The following is a 339-nucleotide window of genomic DNA, read 5'->3' as shown; positions in this document are numbered from 1 at the left end:
AGTCGTCGCGGGGCAGGCCGGCGTAAAGCGGCGGAAAGCGATACGGGGGCGGGATAACAGTCCAGTCCTTGCTATCACGCCAATGCGTGGGGCTCGGACTAGACACCGGACTGGGCGTGGGCGTCGGCCTGGGCGGGACAGTGATCGTGGTGGCCTCTGTCACGGGCCGAGGACCTACCGGCAACACCCAGAACACCACCACCAACCCCACCAAACTAAAGGCGAGAACCGCGATAACGACATACCAAACGCGCTTGTTCATCTAGGGGCTCCCTGATTATCTGAACTCGGGGGGCAGCTCGGGCAGCGGGTAGGAAGAGCGGAGCTGGGGAATGTCGG

At 63.4% G+C, this 339-nt stretch carries 1 pseudogene; it reads right to left on the bottom strand.

Annotated features, from left to right (window positions below):
• A pseudogene (locus EII42_RS12570) lies at positions 1–262 on the bottom strand (hypothetical protein); the annotation flags it as partial.
• Between the last annotated feature and the right edge of the window lie 77 nt (positions 263–339).

Source organism: Tessaracoccus sp. OH4464_COT-324 (genome assembly GCF_003932855.1).
In the GTDB taxonomy this organism is placed as follows: domain Bacteria; phylum Actinomycetota; class Actinomycetes; order Propionibacteriales; family Propionibacteriaceae; genus Arachnia.
This window is presented reverse-complemented; position numbering and strand designations above follow the sequence as displayed.